Below are 16,629 nucleotides of genomic sequence, written 5' to 3' on the forward strand. Positions count from 1 at the left end.
CCGTAACCGCCGGTCGCCAACGCGCCGGCATTGCAATGGGTCAACACCGCTTTTGCGGTACCGATCAGGTCCGCGCCGCGCTCGCCCATGGCTTGGTTGGCAGCATAATCGTCGGCGTGGATGGTTTGTGCCAGCTCGGTCAGCGCGGCGACCGGATCGGCCGGATTATTCGCGATCAAGCTGCGCATCCGGTCCAGCGCCCAGAACAGATTGACGGCGGTCGGCCGCGAGGCGGCCAATTGTTCGATGTCGCGGTCGACCGCGGCTTGCCAATCGGCTTGCGGATAATGGCGCATGGCCGACAACACCACGCCGTAGGCGGCGGCGATGCCGATCGCCGGCGCGCCGCGCACCCGCATCGAGGCGATGGCTGTAGCGACGCCGGCGGCGTCGCGGTATTCGTCGTAAGCGATGGTTTGCGGCAGGACGCGCTGGTCCAGTACTTTCAGGCTGTGTCCGGTCCATTGCAGGGCTTGGACCGATAATTGCGATGTTTGGCTCATGTTGTTCGGTTGATGAGGTTATCGGGGTGCGGGCCGTCCAGGGCAAAAGTCGTGGGTGCCGGGCTTTTCTTGCTTTAGAGACTACGGACCGCCGTGGCTTAATTTTAAGCTGGTTCTTAGCGTGGCGGGTAGTTTCCAGGCGTGAGAGCTTGCCGATGCACCTACTAACGGACCAGTCTTGATCGGCATGCCACAAGCCGACCCCGGGGGATTTTTCCGCTGCGTCTTCGATAATCGGGCGGGGAAGGTTAGCTAAGTTATCGGACTGGGGCGGCTTAACGGTTATAATCGCCCATATTTCATACCCGGAGGCTTATATGCAGGTCGATCTCGTGATTCAGGCGCGCTGGATAATTCCGGTCGAACCCGCGGGTCAAATCTTCGAGCACTCCAGCCTGGTGATCAACGACGGCAAGATCGTCGACCTGTTACCCTCTGCCGAAATTGGGGGAAAATACCAGCCGCGTAAGTTGGAAATGCTGGACCGCCACGCCTTGATTCCGGGTTTGGTCAACTGCCATACCCACGCGGCAATGTCGTTATTGCGCGGTATTGCCGACGATTTGCAGTTGATGGATTGGCTGCAAAACCACATTTGGCCGGCGGAACAGAAATGGGTCGGCGAGGCCTTCGTTCGCGACGGCGTCGATCTGGCGATTGCCGAAATGCTGCGCTGCGGCACCACTTGCTTCAATGACATGTATTTCTTTCCCGAAATTGCCGCGCAACAAGCCGTGCAACATGGTATCCGCGCCAATATCGGCTTGATCGTATTCGATTTTCCGACCGTGTGGGCCGAAAACGCCGACGCCTATCTGACCAAGGGTCTGGCTCTGCACGAGAAGTTGCGCCACGAAAATTTGCTGAGCCTGTCGTTCGCGCCGCATGCGCCGTATACCGTGTCCGATGCGCCGTTACGCAGCGTGCTGATTTATGCCGACGAAATGAATCTGACGGTGCATATGCATTTGCACGAAACGGCGCACGAGGTCGAAGAACAAAAACAAAAGACCGGGCAAACGCCGATACAACGCCTGCAACAACTGGGTTTGCTGAATCCGTCGTTCATTGGGGTGCATATGACGCAGTTGACGGCCGCCGACATGGCAGCGTATGCCGAAACCGGGGCCCACATCGTGCATTGTCCGGAGTCCAATCTGAAACTGGCCAGCGGTTTCTGCCCGGTTGCGGACTGCTTGGCGGCGGGTATCAACGTTGCACTGGGCACCGATGGTGCCGCCAGCAATAACGATCTGGACATGATCTCGGAAATGCGCACGGCGGCATTACTGGCCAAGGCAGTGGCCGGCGACGCCGGGGCGGTTTCGGCGGAAACGGCGTTGCGGATGGCTACCCTGAACGGTGCCAAAGCCTTGGGCTTGGAGGCGGAAATCGGTTCGCTCAGCGTCGGTAAGCAGGCCGACGTCGCGGCAATCGACTTGAGCGAACTGGAAACCCAGCCCTTGTTCAATCCGCTGGCGCAGATCGTCTATGCCGCCGACCGCCGCCAGATCAGCGATGTCTGGGTCGCCGGCCGGCAACTCTTGAAAAACCGGCAATTGACCACGATGGATCTGGCGGCGCTCAACGAGCGGGTTGCGGTTTGGCAGCAGCGTTTAAGCAGTTAATTCCCCGGTTTCCTGTTATGAGGGGCGGCAAGGCGTTGCCGTCGGCGCGCAAAGCTCATGACTAATAACCTAGTAATACAGTAAACTATAGGCACACAGAAAAGGTTTGGCATTATGGCGACAGCAGATAACGTTCATCCGCACGAGATACACAAGTTCGGCTCTTTGGCCGAGCGGTGGTGGGATAGCGAAGGCGAATTCAAGACTTTGCATCAGGTTAACCCGTTACGGTTGCAGTTTGTTGGCGAATACGCCGATATCAGCGGTAAGCAGGTGGTCGACGTCGGCTGCGGCGGCGGCATCCTGACCGAAGGTCTGGCCCGGCTGGGCGCCAACGCTCTGGGTATCGATTTGAGCCAGGATTTGCTGGACGTCGCCGATCTGCACGGTTTGGAGTCGGGTGTCGCGGCGACCTACCGCAAAATCAGCGCCGAGCAGCTGGCCGAAGAGCAACCGGCCGGTTTCGACCATGTCGCCTGCATGGAAATGCTGGAGCACGTCCCCGATCCGGCCTCTGTAGTTGCGGCTTGCGCCACCTTGGTCAAACCCGGCGGTACCGTGTTTTTTTCGACCTTGAACCGCGACCCGAAAGCCTGGTTGTTGGCGATCGTTGCCGCGGAACATCTTTTGAAAATGGTGCCGAAGGGTACCCACGATTACAAAACCTTCATCAAGCCGTCGGAGCTGGGGCGGATGGCCCGCGCTGCCGGTCTGGAATTGCAGGGCATGGTCGGTATCGAATACAACCCGTTCAGCAAGGCGTTTTATCTGGGTAAAGATGTTTCGGTGAATTACATCGCCGCTTTCAAACGCGCCGATTGAACATGACTGGATTCAAGCTCGATTGCGTGCTGTTCGATCTGGATGGCACTTTGGTGGATACCGCACCGGATCTGATCGCGTGTTTGAACCGGACATTGTCCGCCCATGGTTTTCCGGAAACGGCTCCGGCTGCGGTGCGGCCGCTGATTTCCCACGGGGCCTTGGCCATGATTCGGCATTGCGTCGAGGTGGATCAGGCCGAAGCGGAGCGGATGCTGGAATTTATGTTGAACCAATACGAAGATAACGTTGCCGATTACAGTCGGCTGTTCGATGGGGTGGCAGACAGTCTCCAGGCAATCGAGGCCGAGGGTTTGAAGTGGGGTGTGGTGACCAACAAGAAAACCCGCTTCACAGAACCGTTGTTAACGGCATTGGGGTTGCGCCAACGCGCCGCCTGCGTGATCAGCGGCGATTCGACACCGAGCAGCAAGCCCGATCCGGAGCCGATGTTTGCCGCCTGCCGCGAGGCTGGAGTCGCACCGGAAAATTGCGTTTACCTGGGCGATGCCGCCCACGACATTACCGCCGGTAAGCGCGCGAATATGAAAACCCTGGCCGCCGTCTACGGTTATCTGAAAGCCGACGACGTCCCCGAATCCTGGGGCGCAGACGGCTTGATCAAGCGGCCGCAACAACTGATGGAATGGATACAGGCGCAGATATGCCGTTAACAGACCAAGTCATTTTAATCACCGGCGCCGGCGGCGGCTTGGGCGCGACTGCAGCCTTAGCGTTGGCGAAGCACGGCGCTCAAATCATTCTGCTGGACAAGAATATTCCGAAGCTGGAGCAGGTCTACGATGCGATCGTCGAGGCCGGTGGGCCGGAACCGGTGATGTACCCGTTCGATCTGGCCGGTGCCAGCGAGGCCCAGTACCAGGAAATGGCCGATGCGATCGAACAGCGTTACGGCAGTTTGCAAGGCTTGCTGCATTCGGCGGTGGAATTCAGCGCCTTCAGTCCGATCGTCAATTACAAGACCAAGGATTGGGGCCATGCGCTGAACGTCAACCTCAACGCGCCGTTCATTCTGTGCCGGGTATTGTTGCCGTTGTTACAACTAAGCCGGCATGCCGCCATCGTCTTTACCAGCGATTCCGGCGCACGCAAGGCGCAGGCCTATTCCGGTGCCTACGGCGTCTCCAAAATTGCGCTGGAAGGCTTTGCCGCGATCCTGGCCGCCGAACTGGAAGCCGGCCAGAAGATTCGGGTCAATACCTTGTGCCCCGGCCCGATCGATTCGCCGTTGCGAAAACGCGCCTATCCGGCGGAAGACAAGGCCGCTATTCCGCCGATGTCCAGTTTGGAACCGCTTTACCTTTATTTATTCGGCGACGCCAGTATCGGCGTTACCGGTCAAATTATTGACGCGCAGACTTTCAAACCTTAAGTATCGCTATGGCAGACAGAGAAGTTGTTTTTCTAACCCGGGATGTCAATATCGTCACAATCCCGGACGGCAATCACGGTACCTTGCAAAAGGGCCAGGAAGTGACGATTCACCAGTCTCTCGGCAGCAATTACACGGTCGTGACCGACTACGGCCACATGGTCCGGATTGCCGGCAGCGATGCCGATGCGCTGGGTAAGGAGTCTCAGCATCTGCAAACCCTGGTATCGGAAACCGACCGCCAGGCGGTGGAGCAGAATTGCTGGGAAGTGATGAAAACCGTCTACGACCCGGAAATTCCGGTCAATATCGTCGATTTGGGCCTGGTTTACGGTTGCGACGTCACCGGCAATGCCGAGGGCGGTAACGACGTGCATATCCGGATGACGCTGACCGCGCCCGGCTGCGGCATGGGGCCGGTAATTCAGAGTGACGTGGAAAAGTCGATCCGCGCTTTACCGGGCGTCAGTTCGGTGCAAGTGGAAGTGGTTTTGGACCCGCCCTGGTCGCGCGAGATGATGTCGGAAGTGGCGCAGGTACAATTGGGCCTGTTTTAAACTGCCGTCCTTCCTGGCGGCGGAAAATTGCCGCTTCAGGTTGGCGTGGTGGGTTGTTTTTGGTTTAAGTGTTTGTTTTTTATTTATTAAATAAAATTGGCACGGAGTTGGCTTTTCCTTCTTGAGCATTGATTCCAGACTCGAGGAAGCGTCATGAAAGAAAAAGCCGCCGAATTAGCCATAGTCAGCAACAAAACCTTCGCTGCGTCGACCGCCGTAAATCTGCATCACTACGATATCAGTAGCGCGTTGCAGACCACTTTGGAGTTCGACGAGCTGATCGCGATCTTCTGCAACAAAATCCAAAACACCATACCGCATAACGGCGTCGAATATACCAATACCGATTTCGACCTGGAATACAAACGCGGCGTGCTGGCTCGCCATTCCTGTTCTTACGCTTTGAAAGTCGAGGAACAACAGTTGGGCGAGTTGAAGTTGACCCGGAGCCAACGTTTCAGCAAGGACGAGCTGAAAATGCTGGAAAGTCTGCTGTGCTGTCTGATTTATCCGTTGCGCAATGCTACGCTGTTTCAGCAAGCGTTGAAAATGGCGTTCACCGACCCGTTGACCAAAGCCAACAACCGCACCGCGTTTAACGACAGCCTGATGCGCGAAATCAAACGGGCGCATCGTAGTGGCAGCCATTTATCGATGATCTTCGTCGATGTCGACCATTTCAAATCGATCAACGACCAATACGGTCACGAATGCGGCGATTTGGCCTTGGCCTCGGTGGCCGGTTGGTTGAAAGACAGCGTGCGCGGCAGCGACGCAGTCTATCGCTACGGCGGCGAGGAGTTTGTGATTCTACTCAGCGATACCGACATCGACGGCGCCCTGATAATAGGTGAACGGATTCGGGCCGATATCGAGTCGCATACGCTGGCTTACGGCATGGATGTGTTGAATTTGACCGCCAGCCTGGGGGTTGCCACATTGCAAGGCGACGATACCGTCGATAGCTTGTTGAAACGGGCCGATGCGGCGATGTATCAAGCTAAAAAATTTGGCCGCAACCGGGTTGAGGCCGGTTTCTAGCCGGAGGTTGCCGATGCGGCAAATATTGGCCGCATCGGTTGTCGCCGTTTAGTGAGCGTGAGAGGGTTCTTTTTCGGTGATCTCGTTACGGCGCAATACGTAACGTTCGGCTAGCTTGCCGGTGTAAAGGTTACCGGCGCTGTCCAACTGCGTCAGAATGTTGTTGCCGATCAAATACCGGTTACCGATCGCGCCTTCTTTCTTCGGCATCAGGGTCACCGTATCTTTTTTTTCGTCCCAAGTAAATTTGCCTTTCTCGACAAACTCGCGCTCCGATCTGCCGGAGAATGTGGTCATCAAAATATAACTGCCGTTTTTGTTCAAGCCCAATTGGGTTTTGACACCGGCGCAATCGGCGCAGGGCAGAAATCCGTTATAGACGCCCAGCCAGTGATGTTCTTTCGCAGTGTGGTGGGCGTGGGCCGGATCGTGGCCGTCGGCTTCCGGTTCCGCCCACGCCGGCTGTTGTACCGCGAAGGTTGCGGCCAACAAAAATAGACTCAGTTGCGGTTTGAATTTTTGCATGTGGATTCCTCGATACAATGGCAGGTCTTGTTGTTATTGGTGGCCATGGTTCCGGCGGACCGGAGCGGCCGCACTTAATTTTCGAACACGTCCGCACCTTTGGGCGGCTTGAAATTAAACAAACTGTCGTCCAGCTTTTGGTTGAGCTGAATATTGGAAAAATAGATCCGGGTCAGTTGGCCGAAATTATCGCTCAGTTCCATGCCGCCGAGCTGGTTGCCGTTCATGCCGATCAGGATGTATTTGAAGCCGCTTTCCTCGTTTTTCGGCGATAGCTTGACCCAGTTCATGCCTTCGTCCTGGCCCTGTTCCTGCAGGACGAATTTTTCCTCGATATCGACCTGGCCGGTCAACAGCAGTGCCGGCGTGGAGCCGAGCGAGTCGTCCAGTTGCTTGACGGTGACCTGTTCCAGGTCGGCATCGTAAAACCAGACTTTGCCGCTGTTGGACACGATTTCCTGCTCGAACGGTTTTTGGTAGTTCCAGCGGAATTTACCCGGCCGGCTCAAATAAAATTTGCCGCTGCTGGATTGGGCCGGTCGGCCGCTTTTATCGAAGCTGACCTGCTTGAAATCGGCCGCCAGCGACGCGCTGGCCGCCAGAAAACTTTTCAGACGGTTGATCGGCGCCTCGTCGGCATAACCGTTGGTGACGGCTGCGATCGATAAAACCAGAGCGGAGCTTAATTGACGTAGCATATTAAAAAGGGTTCAGGTTATTGAGCCAGCTTTCGCCGGATTCAGCATTGGCGCCGCATTCGGCGAACTGGGTCGGCGCCGAGCCCTCGACGAACGGCAGCAGTTTGGCGCCGGGGCAGCTCTCGCTGCTGAGCAGGCCGCTCTCGGGATCGATCCAAGTCATTTGGACATTATCCGGCGGTACCAGACTGACCGGCTTTTTCGAAACCTGCCGCATGGTCTCCGCCCAGATCTGTAGCGCGCCGCTACCGCCGGTCAGGCCGGACGGTTTGTTGTCGTCGCGGCCGATCCAGACCACCGACAGAAAGTCGCCGCTGAAACCGGCGAACCAGCTATCGCGCAATTGGTTGGTGGTGCCGGTTTTACCGACCAGCGCCATTTCCTTCGGCAGGTAATTATACGCAGAGTGGCCGGTGCCGGCGTACATCACTTCCTGCAGAATGGTGTTGGTGATGAAGGTGGCTGCCGGGTCCACTGCCTGCCGCACCGTCAACGGGTAACTTTGCAGGGCTTTGCCGTCCGCCGCGTTCACGGCGCGGATCGAGCGCAACGGTGTGGCGAAGCCGTCGCCGGCCAGGGTTTGGTAAAGTTGGGTCACTTCCAGTGGCGTCAGCGGTTGCGCGCCCAATAGAAACGACGGGTACAAATCCACCGGCCGGCTGACACCCATGTTTTTCAAGGTGTTGGCGACTTTGGCCAAGCCAATGTCCATACCGATCCGCACCGTGGCCATGTTGTAGGAATGGGTCAGGGCGGTATGTAGCGGGACGATGCCGTGCTCGCGGTTGTCGTAATTGTCCGGTGACCAGGACTTGCCGCGCTCGGCTTCGATGCTGATCTGGGTGTCGCTGACCGGTGTGGCGATGGTGTAACGCTCCGGATATTCCAGCGCCGTCAGATAGACCACGGGTTTGATCAGCGAGCCGATCGGCCTGACCGCGTCCAGCGCACGATTGAAGCCGGTGGATTCGCTATTGCGGCCGCCGCTCAGCGCGACGATCTCGCCGCTGTCGCGACGGGTGACGATGGCAGCGCTCTCCAGGTCGTTGCTTTTCGGACTCTTCTCCAATTGCTTGAGCTTGGTGGCCATCGAGCGTTCCAGAATGTCCTGGATCCGGGTGTCCAGCGTCGTGACGATACGCAAGCCTTCGGAGGTCAGATCTTCCTCCTTGTATTCCTGCTTCAACTGGCGTTTGACCAGATCGATAAAATCCGGATAACGGTTGGCGGACCGATGGATCACCGCAGCGACGCCGAGCGGTTGTTTCTTGGCTTCCACGGCCTGTTGCTCGGTAATGTAGCCTTCGTTCAGCATCGAATCCAAGACCAAATTACGCCGCTCCAGAGTATGTTCCGGCTTGCGGCGCGGATCGTATTCCGACGGGCCGCGCACCAAGGCGATCAGCGTCGCCACTTGGTGCAGCGACAATGTTTTCAGCGACTGGCCGAAGTAGAATTCGCTGGCCAGACCAAAGCCGTGGACGGCGCTGGCGCCGTCCTGGCCCAGGAAGATTTCGTTCAGATAGGCTTCCAGAATCTCGTCCTTGCTGTAGCGGTATTCCAGAATGAACGACATCAACGCTTCCTTGAGTTTGCGGCGCAAGGTGCGTTTCGGCGTCAAGAAGAAGTTTTTCACCAACTGCTGGGTGATGGTACTGCCGCCCTGGACCATGCCGCCGGCTTTCAGATTTGACCACATGGCGCGGGCGATACTTTTCGGCGATAGGCCGAAATGGCTGTAAAAATCCCGGTCTTCGGTCGACAGTAGGCCCTGTACCAGCGTTGGCGGCGCTTCGTCCAGTTTGATCAGAATCCGGTCTTCCTTGCGAGTCGGGTAAAAGCTGCCGATTTGCACCGGGTCCATCCGCACGATCGCCAGATTTTCGCCGCTGCCGGCGTCGGTCAAACCGCTGATTGCCGCGCCGGAGAATGCAACGCTGATTTTGCGGCTTTCCTGCACCGTGTCGCCGAAATTGAAGGCACGGGTGCGGACGTTAACGACACTGCCCTTGGCGCTGTATGAGCCTTCGCCGACCAGTTGCGGGTCTTGCCGGTAATGTAACTCCAGCAATAAGTCCTCAAAGTTCTTGGCGGAAATTTCGTAACCCGCATACAGCTCGACCGGACTGGCATAGACCCGGGCCGGAATCGACCAGCGCTTGCCTTCGAATTGCTGGCGCACGGTGAAATCCAGATAGCCGACGTAAACCGCCAACACGAAACCGCCGATCAGAGCCAGCGGAACCAGTAAGCGTAACAACCAGGATGCCTGGGATTTGGTTTTTCTGCGTCGAACGGCTGATCTGCGGGGTCTGGGTGTTCTGGCCATCAGGTCGGTTTGCGGTTTGCGCTACGGCGATTGGCAGCGCGGATAAAGGGTGAGGCGGTCGCGGCGTTTTGTGCTGCGATGCGGTTGGCCTGATATTATCTAACAAAATCGAGGTGGCTGCGACTTCGGCTGGCAGCTGTTGGTAGGGGAGAAACGGTTATGGCCGCTGCAGTACTAGAGTTTCAAACGCAATCGTCCAGGCTAAGCTTGTGGTTCAGGCTTTGGCTATTGGCATTGGTTTGGGTCAATTCGGCGTATTCGGCGCCGATTGCCCAAGCCGATATCGAAGCTTTCGTGCGCGACGGTTGCCCGCATTGTGAACGCGCCGAAGTTTTTCTGGCCGAGTTGCAACGGGAACGACCGCAGTTGAACATCGTGATCCGCAATGTCAGCCGCGAGCCCGACGCCTGGCAGCGCTTGCAAAACCTGGCCGCAGCCCAGAGTCCGCCAGCGCCGCTTAGGCTGCCGACCTTCCGGGTCGGCGGGAAGCTGGTTATAGGCTATTCGGCCGAAACCGGCGACCTGTTGTTGCGTGAGGCGTTAGCCGAGACAGGTCCGCCGGCCGCCGTCGAGCAGGCAAGCGGTAGTTGCGAGGTGGAAACCGTGCAAACCTGCGAAGCCGGCAATGCCGCCAATCCGCCGGCGCAGCCTGAGCCGTTCGAACTGGCCGTGCTGGGGAAACGGGTGGCGCTGGACCGGGTAGGGCTGCCGGCGTTTACCGTGGCGATGGGACTGTTGGATGGATTCAATCCGTGTTCGATGTGGGTGTTGCTGTTGATGATATCGATGCTGGCGCCGATGCGGAACCGGCCGCGAATGCTGGCGGTCGCCGGGGCCTTCGTTTTGGTTGAAGGCGTGGCTTACTTCGTGTTTATGGCGGCATGGTTGAACCTGTTTTTATGGATAGGTTTGTCGCGCGTCTCTGAAATTGCGATCGCAGCCATTGCCGTTGCCGCCGGTGCGCTGAATCTGAAGGATTTCTGGGCCCTGGGTGTCGGTCCGTCGTTATCGATCCCGCAAGCGGCCAAGCCTGACATTTATGCGCGGATCCGGCGGATTTTGCAGGCGGAAAACCTGTGGGGCGCGTTGGTCGGTGCAGTGCTGCTGGCGGTGTTGGTGCAAATCGTCGAATTATTCTGCACCTCCGGCTTTCCGGCTTTGTATACGCGAATATTGACCTTGCGCCAGTTACAAGGCTGGGACTATTACGGCTATTTGCTGCTTTATAATCTGGCGTATATGCTAGACGATATTGTGGTGTTGGCGCTGGGCATCGTAACATTGAGCCAACAGCGCTTGCAGCGCAACCACGGCCGTTGGTTGAAATTGGTCAGCGGCGCAGTGATGGTTGGCTTGGGCATGTATTTGTTTGCCCGCGGCGGCTAAGCATAGCGGGCTCGTGGCCGGCTTGGACCGGCTTAAATTCTAAGCAGAATTCAGGAGAATTCGTGATTGACAATAAGCGCAGGCATCCGCGTTTAAAACACCGCGCCAAAATCAAATTGATCGTTCCCGAGTCGTTGGAGAATATCGTCGAAATGCGGGATTTTTCGGAAACCGGCTTGTTTTTGCAGTGCGATAAAGCGCTGATTCCGCCAATCGGTACCGTACTGGAAGTCCAAACCACGGAATTTGACGACGCTCCGGTGCAGTTGGTCAGGGTGGTTCGTATCGATCCGGATTCCGGTTTTGCCGTCGAGTTTTGCAGCAGAGATTGATACCGTTCGCGCTTGCTCGATGGTCCCGGCCGTTCCGGCTAGCGTCCTCAGGCAGTTAGCAATCAGGCGCTTAAATCGATTGTAGCCCCGCCGTTTGCAGAGCCTTGCAGGCTCAGCAACTCAGCCCGGGCTTTGTTCGCCATCGCCGTGGCTCTGGCGGCTACGCTCTGGTCCTGGGCCGACGGATTCGCAGGCGCCAGTGCCGCCCGGCGGATGGTATCGGCCTTCAGCAGCGTCGCCTGCGGGTCACCGGCGACTGCCGATACGTCGATGCTGACGTCGCCGCCGCTGGCGTAGCGTTGGCCGTCCGGCCCCGTCACATAATCGTAATTGGCGCCGCTGACGGCGAGGTTGCCGGCCGCGCTCAGATGCGCCTGTTCGTGGGCGCGGACTTCGCGGTCGCGGGCTTTTAACTTTTCAACCAGCTGGCGTTGTTCTTGGCTCAATTCGCCGCTTGTCTCGGCGTTGGCGGAGGGTTGGGGTTTGTTCGACGCGGCAGCGGCCGGAGATCGGCTTTGCGGGGCGTAGACATGGTATGTATTCGACGCGGCGGTTACCTGCATGCTCGTCACCGAAAAGCTTAAACTGGTTCGCAAATATACGCTTTCTCCGCTAAAACTCAAGCGCCAGTCAAACGGCTTAACGCCCAACGGACGTGCTCTGCGACCAGATCGGAGGCATCGTGCAGGCGTCGGTTCAATGCGGCCAGAACCTCAGGCGCCGGCCGGCCGTTACCCAGTGCGGTGGCGATGTTGCGCAGCCAGCGTTGATGGCCGATGCGGCGGATCGCCGAGCCTTCGGTTTTTTGTAAAAATTCCGCTTCGCCCCAGGCAAATAACTCCAGTAACGTCGCACTGTCCAAACGCTGGCGCGGCCGAAAGTCGACTTCCGCACTGAGTTTGGCAAACCGGTTCCAGGGGCAGACCAGCTGACAGTCGTCGCAACCGTAAATCCGATTCCCGATCAGCGGGCGCAAATCTTCCGGTATTGGTCCATGCAGTTCGATCGTCAGATAGGATACGCAGCGGCGGGCATCGACCTGGTAGGGGGCGACGATGGCCTGGGTCGGGCAAATATCGAGGCAGGCCCGGCAGTCGCCGCAGTGGTTGCTTGCCGTCTGGTCCGCCGGCAGTTCCAAATCGGTATAGATTTCGCCCAGGAAAAACCAGGAACCGGCGCGGCGGTTGATCAGATTGCTATGTTTGCCGATCCAGCCCAAGCCTGCTTTCTCGGCGATGGCCTTTTCCAGCACCGGAGCGCTGTCGACGAAGGCGCGGTAGCCGAACGGGCCGATGGCTGTCGCTATTTGATCGGCCAGTTTCTGCAGGCGGTTGCGTAAAATTTTGTGGTAATCGCGGCCCAGAGCGTAACGCGAGACGAAGGCGGCGGCCGGATCGGCCAATAGGCTGTGGCTTCGGGCCGAGGGTTCCGGCAGATAGTCCATTCGGGCTGAAATAATGCTGCGCGTGCCTTCCTGCAACAACGCCGGTCGGCTGCGCTTCAGCCCGTGCGCGGCCATGTACTGCATGTCGCCGTGGAAATCTCGATCCAACCAGTTTTGCAGATGGTCTTCGGCCTGATGCAGGCCGGTATCGCTGATGCCGATTTGCTGAAAACCCAGCTCCATACCCCATTGTTTGATCAGGCAAACTAATTGTTCGGTATCGACGGGAGCGGGTGCTGGCATAGTTTATTCAACAAAGGTTGGAACAGTGCCGACCGCAGATTGTAACGGCAGTCCCGGCATTTTCTCGGGAGATCATTGTGGCATAACTTTAGCGATTTCCGCCGGTCATGGCCGGTTTGGCGATAGAATGACAACCAAATTTTCAACGGTTTGATTTCGCGGAACTCGCTTGCGCTCCGGACAAAACATGCAGATTTCGACTGAAGCTCTTTATTCAACAGCGCAAATTCGTAGCGCCGAAAGCTGGGCTATCGAAGGCCTCGGCATTCCGGGACGGGAGTTGATGCAGCGGGCCGGCAGCGCTTTATTTCGGCAGATTCGGCAGCGTTGGCCCGACTGTGGGCAACTGACGGTGTTTTGCGGCGGCGGCAACAACGGCGGCGACGGTTACGAAGTGGCGCGTCTGGCTCATCAGGCCGGCTACCGGGTCGCGGTATACAGTCTGGCCGATCCGGACAAGTTACCCGCCGACGCTAGCGGCGCTTACCGGGATTTTTTGCAGGCCGGCGGCTGCGTTTCCGATTTTGAGCCCGGCCTTTCCGAGATAGAGGGTGTCGTCGTCGATGCCTTGTTCGGTATCGGTTTGAGCCGGGACGTAGCGGCAGCCTATTTGCCGGCGATAGCCGCCATCAATGCCGCCGGCGGTCCGGTGCTGGCGGTCGACGTACCGTCCGGTTTGCAGGCCGATACCGGGTGCATCCTGGGGGCGGCGGTGGTTGCCGATCTGACTGTGACCTTTATCGGCCCTAAACAAGGTTTGTATACCGGTGCGGCGGCCGATTGCCGCGGTGAAGTGGTTTGTGCCGATTTGGAAATCGGCACATTGCTGGTCGGCGTCGAGCCGGCTTCGCTGTTGCTGAAAAATATCGGTATGCCCAAGCGTCAACGTAGTGCGCACAAAGGCCAGTTCGGCCACGTGTTGTTGATCGGCGGTAACCACGGCTATTCCGGAGCGATCCGCCTTGCCGCCGAATCGGCGCTGCGAGCCGGTGCCGGCTTGGTCAGCGTCGCCACCCGGGCCGCGCATAGCGCCTGGGTCAATATTGCCCGGCCGGAGTTGATGTGCCGGGCGGCGGAACAGGTCGGCGATTTGGAGCAAATGCTGGACAAAGCCGATGTCGTGGTGGTCGGTCCGGGCTTGGGTCGCGATGCCTGGGCCCAGGCCATGTTCGATGGCGCCGTGGCGGCCGGTAAACCCTGCGTGGTCGACGCCGACGGCTTGAATCTATTGGCGCTTGGAAATTCCAGACGCGATAACTGGGTGCTGACGCCGCATCCCGGCGAAGCGGCGCGGCTATTGAACTGCGATACCCGGCAGGTCGGCTCGGATCGGTTTGCGGCGGTTTCCGCGCTGCAGCAACGTTATGGCGGCGTCGCGTTGTTAAAAGGCGCCGGGACTTTAATCGGCGATGGCTCTAAGCACTATGTCGTCGCTGCCGGGAATCCGGGCATGGCTAGCGGCGGTATGGGCGATGTCTTGGCCGGCTTGATTGGTGGCTTGATCGCCCAAGGTTTTTCGTTAGATAAAGCCGCGCTGGCCGGCGCCCAGATTCATGCCGCCGCGGCCGATAGTCTCGCCGCCGAATTCGGCGAACGCGGTTTGCTGGCCGGCGATTTGCCGCCACGTATCAGGGAGTTATTGAATAGATGAACATCGATTTGGAAAGCAGCGAAGACACCGAAGCCTTGGGCGCTGCGCTCTGGCAGGCCTTGCCTGAAAAATGCCTGGTGTATTTGCGCGGCGAATTGGGAGCTGGCAAAACCACCTTGATGCGGGGCTTGCTGCGGGCGGCAGGCCATCGCGGGGCGGTGAAAAGTCCGACTTATACCTTGGTCGAGGAATACGAAATCGACGGCCGGCGGTTGTTCCATTTTGATCTATATCGGCTCAAAGATCCGGAAGAGTTGGAGTGGATGGGTATCGACGATTATTTACAGCAAGATGCATTGTGCTGCATCGAGTGGCCGGAAATGGGGCAGGGGGTATTGCCGCCGGCGGATATCGAGATCGGTTTGCAGTACGCGCGACAGCAACGTGTCGCGCAAATCAATGTGTTAGCGCAAAATCGCGCCGGAACAATTAAACTAAACTGGAAAAACAAAGACCTACTGCTATAATCTAAACAATCTTGTCATTAGCGGTCGCGTCGGTTATGCAGCGAATTTATCGAATTTTCTGGATTTGGGGCTTGTTGTTGCCTGCCGTTTCGGCAGCGGCGACCCAGGCCGAGTTAGGCGCGGTCAGCTACACCTCGGCGGATCGTGTGGTGTTCAGCTTGTCCGGCCCGGCGCGTCATCACGCTTTCGTGTTGAAAAGCCCGAGCCGCCTGGTAGTCGATTTTACCGGTGCAAAACTGGGGCAAGCCGTCAATCAGCCGCCGGCCGACCATCCGTTATTTGCCGGTGCCCGCAGTGCGATGCGCGGTAGCGGCGATTTACGGGTAGTGGTTGAGTTGAAAGCGGATGCCGATGCCAAAGTCGTGATGCAAGGCAATGCCTTGCAGGTCGATCTGGCAGCCAAGCCGCTGCCGACCGCGGGCGAACCAGTGGCTTTAATCCGCGAGAAAACCGCCACCGCCACTGCCGCGATGCCGCCGCTACCGGCGCCGGAAAAATCGCCGAAAAGATCCGAAACGGCAGTCAAACCGGTGGCGATGAAGACAGCCAATAAAGCCAAAGGCCGTAACATCGTCGTGGCGATCGATGCCGGTCATGGCGGTAAAGACGTCGGCGCCCAGGGGCCGAACGGCACCCAGGAAAAAGACGTGGTGTTCGCGATTGCCAGGAATCTGGAAAATCTGGTCAATGCCCAGCCGGGCATGAAAGCGGTGATGATCCGAAACGGCGATTATTTCGTCAAATTGGACGAACGCCGCCGGATCGCCCGCGCCGCCAAAGCCGATTTGTTCGTCTCGATCCACGCCGACGCCTTCAGCGATAGCCAGGCCCACGGCGCTTCGGTTTATACCTTGGCCACCAAAGGCGCTTCCAGTGCCGGTGCCGGTTGGTTGGCTGCCAGCGAAAACGCGGTCGACGGCGCGGCGGGAGCCGGCGACGACCGCAATGAAACGCTCGCCTCGGTCTTGATGGATTTATCCAGCAAGGCCGCGAAAGAGGCCAGCCAGAACGTCGGCAATAAAGTCTTGAGAAGCGTGAAAGGCGTGGGCCATTTGCACCGGAGCGCGGTGCAAAAAGCCGGCTTTGTCGTGTTGAAATCTCAGGAAATTCCGTCGATTCTGGTGGAAACCGCGTTTATCTCGAATCCGGAAGAAGAGCGGCGCCTGACCAGCAAAGCCTACCAATACAAAATGGCGGCGGCGGTGTTCAACGGCATCGTCGGCCATTTCAAACAATATGCGCCGGCCGATACCTTGATGGCGCAATTGAACCGTTCCGCCAAGGCGCCGCGGATGGTGGCGCTCAATTCCGTACCGGACGAACGGCCGCTACCGGCCCCGGCGGCCAAGTCAAGAGTCGAGGCCAAAGCCTTGCTGGCTGACAACGACGCGGCGCCGGCCGAAGCCATTTCGGTGCTTGCCAGTGGTGCCGGCCAAACCCAGCACGTGATTAACCGCGGCGAGACCTTGTCCGGCATCGCTCAACACTACGGCGTGTCGATGCGGGCGTTGCGTCTGGCCAATTCGATGAACGACGGTAACGTCCGCGTCGGTCAGGTGCTGCAAATCCCGCGCGATAGCTGAGGCATCCGTTGCCGATTGTCTGATCCG

Annotated in this window: 16 protein-coding genes and 1 pseudogene; 11 read left to right on the top strand and 6 right to left on the bottom strand. The window is 58.1% G+C overall.

The features are described from left to right. Positions 1–503, bottom strand: a pseudogene (locus C2U68_RS10940) (S-methyl-5-thioribose-1-phosphate isomerase); the annotation flags it as partial. Between the two features lie 317 nt (positions 504–820). Between C2U68_RS10940 and C2U68_RS10945 the strand changes: the two are divergent. The 6 genes from C2U68_RS10945 to C2U68_RS10970 all read left to right on the top strand — a co-directional run bounded on the left by C2U68_RS10945 (position 821) and on the right by C2U68_RS10970 (position 5,944). Continuing rightward, positions 821–2,131 carry a TRZ/ATZ family hydrolase gene (locus tag C2U68_RS10945; protein WP_140912528.1) on the top strand — a complete coding sequence of 437 codons (1,311 nt, stop codon included), beginning with the start codon at positions 821–823 and terminating at the stop codon, positions 2,129–2,131. Between the two features lie 114 nt (positions 2,132–2,245). Beyond that, positions 2,246–2,953: a bifunctional 2-polyprenyl-6-hydroxyphenol methylase/3-demethylubiquinol 3-O-methyltransferase UbiG gene (gene ubiG, locus C2U68_RS10950; RefSeq protein WP_140912529.1), complete on the top strand. Its 708-nt coding sequence runs from the start codon at positions 2,246–2,248 to the stop codon at positions 2,951–2,953. A 2-nt stretch (positions 2,954–2,955) separates the two neighbouring features. Further along, complete coding sequence (locus tag C2U68_RS10955) at positions 2,956–3,627, top strand: HAD family hydrolase (RefSeq protein ID WP_140912530.1); 672 nt, start codon at positions 2,956–2,958, stop codon at positions 3,625–3,627. Next, complete coding sequence (locus C2U68_RS10960) at positions 3,618–4,346, top strand: SDR family NAD(P)-dependent oxidoreductase (RefSeq protein ID WP_140912531.1); 729 nt, start codon at positions 3,618–3,620, stop codon at positions 4,344–4,346. Before C2U68_RS10955 ends, C2U68_RS10960 begins: the two co-directional genes overlap by 10 nt. Positions 4,347–4,354: 8 nt before the next feature. Next, the gene (gene sufT, locus C2U68_RS10965) at positions 4,355–4,903 is read left to right on the top strand and encodes a putative Fe-S cluster assembly protein SufT (RefSeq protein ID WP_140912532.1); all 549 of its coding nucleotides are present in this window, start codon (positions 4,355–4,357) and stop codon (positions 4,901–4,903) included. A 153-nt stretch (positions 4,904–5,056) separates the two neighbouring features. Further along, the gene (locus C2U68_RS10970; RefSeq protein ID WP_140912533.1) at positions 5,057–5,944 is read left to right on the top strand and encodes a GGDEF domain-containing protein; all 888 of its coding nucleotides are present in this window, start codon (positions 5,057–5,059) and stop codon (positions 5,942–5,944) included. 48 nt (positions 5,945–5,992) lie between these two features. On the opposite strand, the gene C2U68_RS10975 is transcribed toward C2U68_RS10970, so the two are convergent. The 3 genes from C2U68_RS10975 to mrcB form a co-directional block, all read right to left on the bottom strand. After that, on the bottom strand, positions 5,993–6,469 hold the full coding sequence (locus C2U68_RS10975; RefSeq protein WP_140912534.1) for a copper resistance protein NlpE: 477 nt from the start codon (positions 6,467–6,469) through the stop codon (positions 5,993–5,995). Positions 6,470–6,543: 74 nt separating this feature from the next. Beyond that, complete coding sequence (gene lolA / locus C2U68_RS10980; protein ID WP_140912535.1) at positions 6,544–7,167, bottom strand: outer membrane lipoprotein chaperone LolA; 624 nt, start codon at positions 7,165–7,167, stop codon at positions 6,544–6,546. A gap of 1 nt (position 7,168) precedes the next feature. Beyond that, positions 7,169–9,496, bottom strand: a complete 2,328-nt coding sequence (gene mrcB, locus C2U68_RS10985) for a penicillin-binding protein 1B (RefSeq protein ID WP_140912536.1) — start codon at positions 9,494–9,496, stop codon at positions 7,169–7,171. Between the two features lie 159 nt (positions 9,497–9,655). Between mrcB and C2U68_RS10990 the strand changes: the two genes are divergently transcribed. After that, a complete protein-coding gene (locus tag C2U68_RS10990) occupies positions 9,656–10,882 on the top strand; it encodes a glutaredoxin family protein (RefSeq protein WP_140912537.1) in 1,227 nt (408 codons plus the stop codon). Between the two features lie 62 nt (positions 10,883–10,944). Next, positions 10,945–11,214, top strand: coding sequence for a PilZ domain-containing protein (locus C2U68_RS10995; RefSeq protein WP_140912538.1), 270 nt, complete (start codon positions 10,945–10,947; stop codon positions 11,212–11,214). A gap of 62 nt (positions 11,215–11,276) precedes the next feature. On the opposite strand, the gene C2U68_RS11000 is transcribed toward C2U68_RS10995, so the two are convergent. Then, positions 11,277–11,777 (bottom strand): putative metalloprotease CJM1_0395 family protein, encoded by a 501-nt coding sequence (locus C2U68_RS11000; protein WP_140912539.1) that lies wholly within the window; start codon positions 11,775–11,777, stop codon positions 11,277–11,279. A gap of 56 nt (positions 11,778–11,833) precedes the next feature. Beyond that, positions 11,834–12,901, bottom strand: coding sequence for a tRNA epoxyqueuosine(34) reductase QueG (gene queG / locus C2U68_RS11005; RefSeq protein ID WP_140912540.1), 1,068 nt, complete (start codon positions 12,899–12,901; stop codon positions 11,834–11,836). Between the two features lie 187 nt (positions 12,902–13,088). Here queG and C2U68_RS11010 point away from each other — a divergent pair, with 187 nt between their 5' ends. Genes C2U68_RS11010 through C2U68_RS11020 form a run of 3 tightly spaced genes read left to right on the top strand, consistent with a single transcriptional unit; the run spans position 13,089 to position 16,602 of the window. Then, the gene (locus C2U68_RS11010; RefSeq protein ID WP_140912541.1) at positions 13,089–14,552 is read left to right on the top strand and encodes an NAD(P)H-hydrate dehydratase; all 1,464 of its coding nucleotides are present in this window, start codon (positions 13,089–13,091) and stop codon (positions 14,550–14,552) included. After that, on the top strand, positions 14,549–15,019 hold the full coding sequence (tsaE, locus tag C2U68_RS11015) for a tRNA (adenosine(37)-N6)-threonylcarbamoyltransferase complex ATPase subunit type 1 TsaE (RefSeq protein ID WP_140912542.1): 471 nt from the start codon (positions 14,549–14,551) through the stop codon (positions 15,017–15,019). The genes C2U68_RS11010 and tsaE overlap by 4 nt, the downstream gene beginning before the upstream one ends. Positions 15,020–15,054: 35 nt before the next feature. Continuing rightward, positions 15,055–16,602: an N-acetylmuramoyl-L-alanine amidase gene (locus C2U68_RS11020; protein WP_140912543.1), complete on the top strand. Its 1,548-nt coding sequence runs from the start codon at positions 15,055–15,057 to the stop codon at positions 16,600–16,602. The last annotated feature ends 27 nt before the right edge of the window (positions 16,603–16,629 follow it).

The organism is Methylomonas koyamae (assembly GCF_006483455.1).
Classification (GTDB): Bacteria; Pseudomonadota; Gammaproteobacteria; order Methylococcales; family Methylomonadaceae; genus Methylomonas; species Methylomonas koyamae_B.

What these genes read in the sequence shown, in the direction of transcription:
- C2U68_RS10990 (WP_140912537.1), top strand. Translation starts at nt 9,656, where the DNA reads ATGGCCGCTGCAGTACTAGAGTTTCAAACGCAATCGTCCAGGCTAAGC.
- tsaE (WP_140912542.1), top strand. Translation starts at nt 14,549, where the DNA reads ATGAACATCGATTTGGAAAGCAGCGAAGACACCGAAGCCTTGGGCGCT.
- sufT (WP_140912532.1), top strand. Translation starts at nt 4,355, where the DNA reads ATGGCAGACAGAGAAGTTGTTTTTCTAACCCGGGATGTCAATATCGTC.
- C2U68_RS11010 (WP_140912541.1), top strand. Translation starts at nt 13,089, where the DNA reads ATGCAGATTTCGACTGAAGCTCTTTATTCAACAGCGCAAATTCGTAGC.
- C2U68_RS10960 (WP_140912531.1), top strand. Translation starts at nt 3,618, where the DNA reads ATGCCGTTAACAGACCAAGTCATTTTAATCACCGGCGCCGGCGGCGGC.
- lolA (WP_140912535.1), bottom strand. Translation starts at nt 7,167, where the DNA reads ATGCTACGTCAATTAAGCTCCGCTCTGGTTTTATCGATCGCAGCCGTC.
- mrcB (WP_140912536.1), bottom strand. Translation starts at nt 9,496, where the DNA reads ATGGCCAGAACACCCAGACCCCGCAGATCAGCCGTTCGACGCAGAAAA.
- C2U68_RS10945 (WP_140912528.1), top strand. Translation starts at nt 821, where the DNA reads ATGCAGGTCGATCTCGTGATTCAGGCGCGCTGGATAATTCCGGTCGAA.
- C2U68_RS10970 (WP_140912533.1), top strand. Translation starts at nt 5,057, where the DNA reads ATGAAAGAAAAAGCCGCCGAATTAGCCATAGTCAGCAACAAAACCTTC.
- C2U68_RS10955 (WP_140912530.1), top strand. Translation starts at nt 2,956, where the DNA reads ATGACTGGATTCAAGCTCGATTGCGTGCTGTTCGATCTGGATGGCACT.
- C2U68_RS11000 (WP_140912539.1), bottom strand. Translation starts at nt 11,777, where the DNA reads ATGCAGGTAACCGCCGCGTCGAATACATACCATGTCTACGCCCCGCAA.
- queG (WP_140912540.1), bottom strand. Translation starts at nt 12,901, where the DNA reads ATGCCAGCACCCGCTCCCGTCGATACCGAACAATTAGTTTGCCTGATC.
- ubiG (WP_140912529.1), top strand. Translation starts at nt 2,246, where the DNA reads ATGGCGACAGCAGATAACGTTCATCCGCACGAGATACACAAGTTCGGC.
- C2U68_RS11020 (WP_140912543.1), top strand. Translation starts at nt 15,055, where the DNA reads ATGCAGCGAATTTATCGAATTTTCTGGATTTGGGGCTTGTTGTTGCCT.
- C2U68_RS10975 (WP_140912534.1), bottom strand. Translation starts at nt 6,469, where the DNA reads ATGCAAAAATTCAAACCGCAACTGAGTCTATTTTTGTTGGCCGCAACC.